The sequence below is a fragment of the Endozoicomonas sp. genome (genome assembly GCF_051008435.1).
GTDB lineage: Bacteria > Pseudomonadota > Gammaproteobacteria > Pseudomonadales > Endozoicomonadaceae > Endozoicomonas_A.
The window spans coordinates 1-7,116 of the sequence record NZ_JBPCXO010000464.1 but is presented as its reverse complement, the minus strand read 5'-3'; the positions used below and the strand labels follow the sequence as shown (position 1 = coordinate 7,116).

Sequence of the window (7,116 nt, the reverse complement as noted above, 5' to 3'; positions counted from 1 at the left end):
GATGGCTGGTCAGTGTCGAAATGGCATCAAGAAATGCTTTGAAGAGAGCATATTGCATAACAGCATCCCTAAAAGTAGGTGACTGCTGCATTATAGTTCAAACAACAGATAAGACGAACTTAGCCGGACACCTTATGTTATCCCGGAATTCTCTTTTTCTGTCTTGGTTGAAGGGGACCCAGTGCTTTCCAGTGAACACATTGAATATAAATGGTGTTCCGAAGTAGAAGCCAGAGCGTTACTTGAATTCGATTCCAATAAAATTGCTCTTTGGGAATTGTTTCAGCGATTGGCAATAAAATAGCGGGGTGGGTGAATATGAAGATGGGTGAGTTTTTATCGAAAGTGTTCCGCTGGCAGAAAGGTCGACAGAATACCGGGTATGACAAAATGCTCCTTGGTGGTGGTTTGTGGCCTGTCCCTTTTGATCTTTATCTTCTGAGGTTTCTTGAAGGGCATGAAATTCCCCCTCATGTTGATCAAGTGGAGAGTGGCGAACATTATCGGCTGAATATTATTTTAAAATCGCCCGAATCCGGTGGCGAGTTTATTTGCCGTGAGCCTATCTACGAAAGCCGTCTGATTAAGTTCTTTCGATCTGATTTATCAGAGCACTCGGTGAATAAAATACTGAAAGGCCGTCGGTATGTTCTGAGTATCGGCTGGGTTAAAAAGATCAAACAAAAAAGCATCTAATGCTTTTGCCAGGCAGGCTATTTCTTCAGTTATTTTAAATTATTGTGTCTAGTTCGTATAATTGATTGATCTTCAGTTCGCAATCCAGCATTATTTCTCGAGGTTTGTGTGAACCAGTACAAATAAATCAGGTTTGGATACCTGACAATAATAATTTTATCTGATAAGGGACGATTATACGGATGAAGTTGATAAAGATGGGTGCTGTTCTGGCACTCTGCTCTGCTGCTACTCTTGCCCAGGCTGAACGTATTGGTACTCAATATTTTTATGGCTATCAGGACCAATTTCATAATGGCAAATGGGGCATCGTTGATGATCTCGATTTTCGTCAACTCAAGGAAAGCATGCCTGCCCGTGAAGCCAAAGCCTTATATATTGATGACAATGGACGTATTCAGTTTGATGTTCAGTGGACTCGCCAAACACTGAAAAGAATGTATCCCCAGATGTGGGAAGAGGCCATGCTGCTTGAAGGCAAGGCTCGCCGGGAACGTATTCAGGAGATTCGTGATTTAGCCTGTGATGCCAAGCTGGAAATCGGCTATGCCAAAGTGTATGGCATTAAGGGTGATGGCTTTGCCACGGAAATGGATACCGATCTTAATGCACGCAATATGGAAGGCTGTGCAAAAACGGTGGATGGTGAAGCCGCTGCGGTTCGATTAAGAACATTTATTCCGACGGTCCCAGGTGCCAGCTATAAACTGCATGTTAAGTATCAAAAGCGCGGCTACAACTATGCTGCAAAAGGGATTAGTGAGAAGAAGGCTTATAAGGATCTTCTGGTGAAAGTGGGGGCGGATCGCCACTCTCTGAGTCTTGAAGAAGAACAGCCCGTCAAGCTGAGCCATATGACTATGGAGCTCCCCAATTTTTCAGATGACAATCTTCAATTATTTGATGGTCAGATTCTGGATGAAGACGGAGAAGCCTGGGTAAGGTACACCAACCGCACCAGTCATACCGAGAGTCTGTATTTTGAATCGGGTTCTGGTGAGCGGCTGACCAAAGTCTTCACAATAGCCGGTGAAACCTCAACTTATATTAATCTGGGCAAGCTGGATGAGTCAGCTTCTGTTTATGCTGTGCGGAATAATATGGATCAAACACTGATCGATATTAATTTTGATGCACTCAGGCAGGCGAACCGTTTTGAAGCACCGTATAACGTTAAGCTGGAAGAAGGCTTTAAAAAATCGGTGATTCCTTTTGTGGCCGACAAGTTCTTTACCCGAGTGGCTTTTAATGACAAGTCTTATGCCGACACTTATGGAATCCTTATCAGGGGAGTCCATGTGGATAGGGTCGAGGCGAACCCTCAGGAAGAAGGCTGTCGGGCTGTGTACCCTGGCAACAGCAACAAGCTCAGGAAATGCCTGCTGGGAGACACCAGCGACCCAGTGGCAGAAGCCTGTGATTTAAGCTCTGGCAAAGTCTTCTGGACTCCAGGTAAATACACCCGTAACGATTCATACCGTTCCGATATTGCCAATCTGTTTTATGGTGCTGACCATCGTGAATTTCTGTCTCTGGGTCAGGGGGGACGTGTGATGATCAAACCAGCGTTGGCGGACCAGGCAGCCAGCTGCCCCATAAAACATCAAACCTTGTCGTTTAAAGAGGTAACCTGGGGTAACAAAACCTACGAAACCTATGCAGAAAAAGGGTTGGTTAAGGTGAAGCTTAAAGGTTGTCAGGATCAAGCTATGAACGGTAACAAACTGCTCACTAATGATGTCTCAATGAGAAGCTCTCTGCAGACCAACGACGGCTTTAGCTTTTACTTTGATGAAGCCTACGAAGGATGTCGTATGCACAGTCTGACCATTATTGACCGGAGCCAGAAGATCAAGTCTTCCCAGTCCGGTTATGTGGCTAACTCCGACGGTGTTGACATCAATAGCCTGAATTTGAGCAGTAACTAAGCGCTTAGTCTTCACGTTGCGGCCATATTCTGGTCGCAACGCTTTTCTTTGTTTCATTCTCAAAGCACATACTAAACAACCCTTCCTGGTTTTTTCCGTATGACGTATCAATAGAGGATTAATAGATGTCTGTAGTGTGCCTGGAAGGTGCCAGTGGCATAGGGAAAACCACCGCCGCTCAATTTATGGAAAAAGAGTTTGGGTATGTCAGAATTCCTGAAGTCAACGAGCTTTTTGAAAGGCCTATAGAAGAATCGTCCACCTGGTACTTCCAAAAGCAGGTAGAAAGGTGGCAGCTGGCTGAGGCTGCTTCTAATGCAGGGAAGGTGGCTATTCTTGATGGCGATCACCTGCAAACATTCTGGTACAACTGGATTTATGCAGAGCATGGCTATCAGCCTGTTTCAAAGGTTCTGGATTTCTTCAAGGCTGAGTTTCAAAGTGGCAGGGTGTCATTTCCAGACACTTATATCATCTTGTCTTTGCCAGAGCATGAACTAAGAAAGAGAAAAGAGCAGGATACTACCTGCAAGCGATGCAACTTTGAGCTGCACTTGCAACTGATTGAACCCCAGAGAGCCTACTTTGAGAATTTGTCTCGTCTGTCACCAGAGATGGTGATTTTTCAGGAATCGATTTCACCAGAGAGTATTGCGGTTGTCGCGAAAGAGGCCGTGCATAGTCGAAGTGGGGTTGAATATGACAGTGCAAAAACGATGTCAGATATCGAGAAGTTCCTTTCGCAAAAGCCGGAGAATCTGTGCACAGGGAAACAGTAAAAATTAATGGGGTTGAAGGATTAATCTATCGTTCAGTGAACCCGTCTCCATACAGAGTTCTTTATCTGCATGGTTCTGGTGCTTTTGGACAAGGTATAGCTGGACTGTTCGAGTATCCGGATTTGCCATCACTGATTGAGAACGGGTTGGAGTTAGATCATGATGTGTTGATTCCCGTATCTCCAACGGCATCAAAATGGCAAACGAGTTATCTGGATAAGTTCCTGGTGACCTCGGAGAGAATACTGAGCAGTTCTGCTGCTGGCTATCATTTGATGGGCTATAGCCGGGGAGCAAATGGGGTTTATGAGTTTGTATCCACTCATCTAGGTCAGGTTGTTTCAGCCATCATCGTTTCTGGCAGAAAGCTCAATGTTTCAATGGATCAATCATCCTTGACTCCTTTCTTGTTAATACATGGAGCGAGTGACAATAGGGTCTCCGTCAGTGAAGCAAGAATTTCATATGATCTTTTAAGTGCTTCTGGCAGAGATGTTCATTTGGAAGTGGTGGATGGCGATCATTACATAGCTGAAGAGGTTTTCAGTAAAGCAGAGCTATATGTCTGGCAACAGAAGCAAGAACATCTGCAGGCAGTGATGATTTAGAAGGCAATAATTTTAAACGTTCAGGGACAGACATTGAATGATTTAACACTCAGGTTTCATTTCCTGAAAGAAATAGAAAAACTGAAAACAGTCACACGTGGCAACAGGACGCTGGATGATCGGTTTGAGAACTCAGCAGAACATTCTTGGCATGTAGCGCTGATGGCGGTTCTTTTGGAAGATTATTCGTCAGAATCTCTGGATATTCTGAAAGTGGTCAAAATGCTGTTGATTCACGATATTGTTGAAATCGATGCTGGTGATACCTGGCTTTACAGTGAAGATCAGGCTGATAAGCAGATAGTTGAAAACGAAGCTGCCGATCGAATTTTTAACATGCTTCCGGACAGTGTGGCTATTGAATATCGTATGCTCTGGGATGAGTTTGAAGCCCGAGTGACTGATGAAGCCAAATATGCCGCTGTTATTGATGCTATTCAGCCACTTTTAAACCATGTTCTGACTGGCTCGCCAGAGACAGGAGTGATTCCTGTCAAGCAAGTCATGTCACGAAAGGCATTTATAAAAGACTTTGCTCCGGCATTATGGGGGCATGTTGCCAGCCTGATCGAAGAAAGTGTTGAAAAAGGGTTTTATGCCTAGTGGCTTCTTATCCAGGTATAGGGGCCAGATCAGGTTCAACAAATACCTTCTTCGCCAGCTCAGAAAAAAGCAGTTCATCTGAATAGTGCGTTTTCATAATGCTGCTATCCAGCATAATCGGATTCTTGTTTATAAACTCGTCAGCGGAATCTGTAGCCACTGTTTTCTGCATAAAATGATTCATGGCCATCAGCCAGGCTTTGGTCAACGTTTCATGATACTTCGAGGCGGGTTCTATCTTATTGTGTATCAGAATACGAGTCAGCGTTTCTCTCACTCTATCATTGGCTTCATCGGTTGTGCCCTCTGAAAGGTAGATATAGGCCAGGCGCAGATGGGCGCGGTGATTAAAGTCTGTAACGGGATAAGCACAGGATTCGACCTGTGTTCTGAAGCTTTGATCTGTATTTGAAATGGTGTGTTTCATGTTTCTCACTCCTGTCGGGTGGATGCTGTCTAACCTTTGAATTCATCATGAACCCTGAACCAGTAGACGGGTCAAGCAGCAGATCAGTGGTAAAATAGACTTCAGGTTTTCTTTATTGGATGCAGAATATGTCTGAAGAGAATGTTGCTCAGCCTTATTGGCATTTATGGGTAGATGAAGAAGGTGTTTCCCGTACCTCACAACGTTTTCTGAATCACTTTAATTTAATTCAATACTCCAATCCGACACCGGAATACCATTGTTGCGATCTTCCCAAGCCTCTTAGCACTCGATTTGTTATTTTGCCCCCGGGCTATGATGCGCCTATGCATGCAACGCCAAAGCCGCAGTGGGTCATTATTTTGCAGGGTGGCTGGTATACCCGGACTCTGGATGGCAATGAAGTCTTCTACCGTGCCGGTGACATTCATTTTGGAGGTGATCTGCCCGTTGAAGACAAGCCAGAAAACCAGCAGGGGCACCGTTGTCGAAATACCAGTCAGACGGAGCTCTTGGCCGCCATGATTATTCAAGTGGACAAAGTGCTTCCCAAACCGGAGGATTGAGCAATTAATTGCGTTGCTTTGGGGCAGCAAAGCGCCTCTGAATACGATGTGAGTGCCTTATGAATATAATCAGAAAGTTCCCCGTCCTTCTGCTGATACTGTTTCTGGCGGGTTGTACAGAGCATCAAACCAGAGAGTATTCAGAAAGGGTACAGGCTCCGGCTGTCGAGGAAGCTGACAGTGAAGAGTTGGCTATTGTCTCAGGGGTGATCATTGAAAAAATCCAGCAAGGCAAGGATGGTTCCGTCTGGAGGTTCAGGTCTAATGACGGAACGGAATACGCTGTCGTAATCAGCATTCCCAATCTGGGCCCGAAAAATAGTGAGAAAATAGACGTCATAAAGCCAGGTTCCAAGGTTCGAATCATAGGCGACAGCTTTATGCTGGGTAATGAGCGCAGATTAGTAGCGACAGAAATAGTAGTGATCCAATAAACAGGAGAGCAGGGATGTTCAAGACCAGCTGCCATTGTGGCGGGATTGTTCTGAATGCAGACAAGGCACCCGAAACCATCACCAGTTGCAACTGTTCAATCTGTCATCGAATAGGCGCTCTTTGGGGGTACTATCTGGATGATCAGATTGAGATTAAACAGGATGTAGCGCTTCAGGAATTTTGTTGGGGCGATAAGACTATCACTTTTCATACGTGCACTAACTGTGGGAGTACCACTCATTACACCGCTGTCAGGGATGATGGAAAAGTTAAAATAGGCCTCAATACGAGAATGGGGTCGATAGCAGACACAAAGGATATTCGTGTTCGGTACTTTGATGGGGCGGATAGCTGGCGTTATTTAAAGGACTAATCATAGAAATGAAAACGGCATTTTTTCTCCTGATTTCAATGTTTGCCACGGCAGTCACTGCCAGTGTGGACCTTGTGAAAGTGGATAAGTCTGAAAGACAGATGTTCTTGCTGGATGATGGGAAAGTAGTAAAAACCTACGCTGGGGGCAGCCCTGAAGGCCATAAACAGCAGGAAGGTGATGAGCGAACTCCAGAAGGGCTCTATACGCTGGATTACAAGAAAGAAGATTCATCCTATTACCGTTCGATGCATATCAGTTACCCGAATCAGAAAGACATCCAGAAAGCGGAAAGCCTTGGAGTCAGTCCTGGCGGTTTTATCATGATCCATGGTCAACGAAATAGACTGGGAGCGCTCGACTTTTTAATGCAGCGCTTTGATTGGACAGACGGATGCATTGCCATAACCAATCAGGAGATGGATGAGTTTATGGAGCTGGTTTCAGTAGGAACGAAAATACAGATAGAGTGGTAGAAGCTTTTTATCTGCTTCTGCTAAAGGTTACTGCTTTCCTGTTAGGTGTTTATGGAAGAACTTCAAGTTTCAGCTGGACAACCCTGGGGTAAAAATCTGGGCTCTACCTCAGATTGTGTGGGTGAATTTCATCGGATTACCCCTCTTGGATAAAGATCAAGACCACCACAATGAAAGTAAATCGCCGTTTTGAATCTTTCTCTGTTTCTGTAGCCGTAGGCACGA

At 44.9% G+C, this 7,116-nt stretch carries 10 protein-coding genes; 9 read left to right on the top strand and 1 reads right to left on the bottom strand.

The genetic code is table 11. From position 1 onward, the window contains the following. Nucleotides 1-318 precede the first annotated feature (318 nt). The 5 genes from ACR2PX_RS22945 to ACR2PX_RS22925 all read left to right on the top strand — a co-directional run bounded on the left by ACR2PX_RS22945 (nucleotide 319) and on the right by ACR2PX_RS22925 (nucleotide 4,614). On the top strand, nucleotides 319-696 hold the full coding sequence (locus ACR2PX_RS22945; protein WP_434001675.1) for a 2OG-Fe(II) oxygenase: 378 nt from the start codon (nucleotides 319-321) through the stop codon (nucleotides 694-696). A gap of 182 nt (nucleotides 697-878) precedes the next feature. Beyond that, nucleotides 879-2,624: a hypothetical protein gene (locus ACR2PX_RS22940; protein WP_434001674.1), complete on the top strand. Its 1,746-nt coding sequence runs from the start codon at nucleotides 879-881 to the stop codon at nucleotides 2,622-2,624. A 125-nt stretch (nucleotides 2,625-2,749) separates the two neighbouring features. Further along, nucleotides 2,750-3,403, top strand: coding sequence for an AAA family ATPase (locus tag ACR2PX_RS22935; RefSeq protein ID WP_434001673.1), 654 nt, complete (start codon nucleotides 2,750-2,752; stop codon nucleotides 3,401-3,403). Beyond that, complete coding sequence (locus tag ACR2PX_RS22930; RefSeq protein WP_434001672.1) at nucleotides 3,385-4,011, top strand: hypothetical protein; 627 nt, start codon at nucleotides 3,385-3,387, stop codon at nucleotides 4,009-4,011. Before ACR2PX_RS22935 ends, ACR2PX_RS22930 begins: the two co-directional genes overlap by 19 nt. Before the next feature lie 33 nt (nucleotides 4,012-4,044). Next, complete coding sequence (locus ACR2PX_RS22925; RefSeq protein ID WP_434001671.1) at nucleotides 4,045-4,614, top strand: HD domain-containing protein; 570 nt, start codon at nucleotides 4,045-4,047, stop codon at nucleotides 4,612-4,614. Nucleotides 4,615-4,621: 7 nt separating this feature from the next. On the opposite strand, the gene ACR2PX_RS22920 is transcribed toward ACR2PX_RS22925, so the two are convergent. After that, nucleotides 4,622-5,041, bottom strand: coding sequence for a hypothetical protein (locus ACR2PX_RS22920; protein ID WP_434001670.1), 420 nt, complete (start codon nucleotides 5,039-5,041; stop codon nucleotides 4,622-4,624). Between the two features lie 128 nt (nucleotides 5,042-5,169). Between ACR2PX_RS22920 and ACR2PX_RS22915 the strand changes: the two genes are divergently transcribed. Genes ACR2PX_RS22915 through ACR2PX_RS22900 form a run of 4 tightly spaced genes read left to right on the top strand, consistent with a single transcriptional unit; the run spans nucleotide 5,170 to nucleotide 6,891 of the window. Next, entirely contained in the window at nucleotides 5,170-5,607 is a 438-nt protein-coding gene (locus tag ACR2PX_RS22915) for a hypothetical protein (protein WP_434001669.1), read from the top strand. A gap of 59 nt (nucleotides 5,608-5,666) precedes the next feature. Further along, on the top strand, nucleotides 5,667-6,041 hold the full coding sequence (locus ACR2PX_RS22910; protein ID WP_434001668.1) for a hypothetical protein: 375 nt from the start codon (nucleotides 5,667-5,669) through the stop codon (nucleotides 6,039-6,041). Nucleotides 6,042-6,055: 14 nt separating this feature from the next. Next, complete coding sequence (locus tag ACR2PX_RS22905; protein WP_434001667.1) at nucleotides 6,056-6,415, top strand: GFA family protein; 360 nt, start codon at nucleotides 6,056-6,058, stop codon at nucleotides 6,413-6,415. 8 nt (nucleotides 6,416-6,423) lie between these two features. Continuing rightward, complete coding sequence (locus ACR2PX_RS22900) at nucleotides 6,424-6,891, top strand: L,D-transpeptidase family protein (RefSeq protein ID WP_434001666.1); 468 nt, start codon at nucleotides 6,424-6,426, stop codon at nucleotides 6,889-6,891. The last annotated feature ends 225 nt before the right edge of the window (nucleotides 6,892-7,116 follow it).

Excerpts from the sequence above, each read along its gene's own strand:
- ACR2PX_RS22905 (WP_434001667.1), top strand. The coding sequence starts at position 6,056 with ATGTTCAAGACCAGCTGCCATTGTGGCGGGATTGTTCTGAATGCAGAC.
- ACR2PX_RS22945 (WP_434001675.1), top strand. The coding sequence starts at position 319 with ATGAAGATGGGTGAGTTTTTATCGAAAGTGTTCCGCTGGCAGAAAGGT.
- ACR2PX_RS22915 (WP_434001669.1), top strand. The coding sequence starts at position 5,170 with ATGTCTGAAGAGAATGTTGCTCAGCCTTATTGGCATTTATGGGTAGAT.
- ACR2PX_RS22900 (WP_434001666.1), top strand. The coding sequence starts at position 6,424 with ATGAAAACGGCATTTTTTCTCCTGATTTCAATGTTTGCCACGGCAGTC.
- ACR2PX_RS22920 (WP_434001670.1), bottom strand. The coding sequence starts at position 5,041 with ATGAAACACACCATTTCAAATACAGATCAAAGCTTCAGAACACAGGTC.
- ACR2PX_RS22935 (WP_434001673.1), top strand. The coding sequence starts at position 2,750 with ATGTCTGTAGTGTGCCTGGAAGGTGCCAGTGGCATAGGGAAAACCACC.
- ACR2PX_RS22910 (WP_434001668.1), top strand. The coding sequence starts at position 5,667 with ATGAATATAATCAGAAAGTTCCCCGTCCTTCTGCTGATACTGTTTCTG.
- ACR2PX_RS22940 (WP_434001674.1), top strand. The coding sequence starts at position 879 with ATGAAGTTGATAAAGATGGGTGCTGTTCTGGCACTCTGCTCTGCTGCT.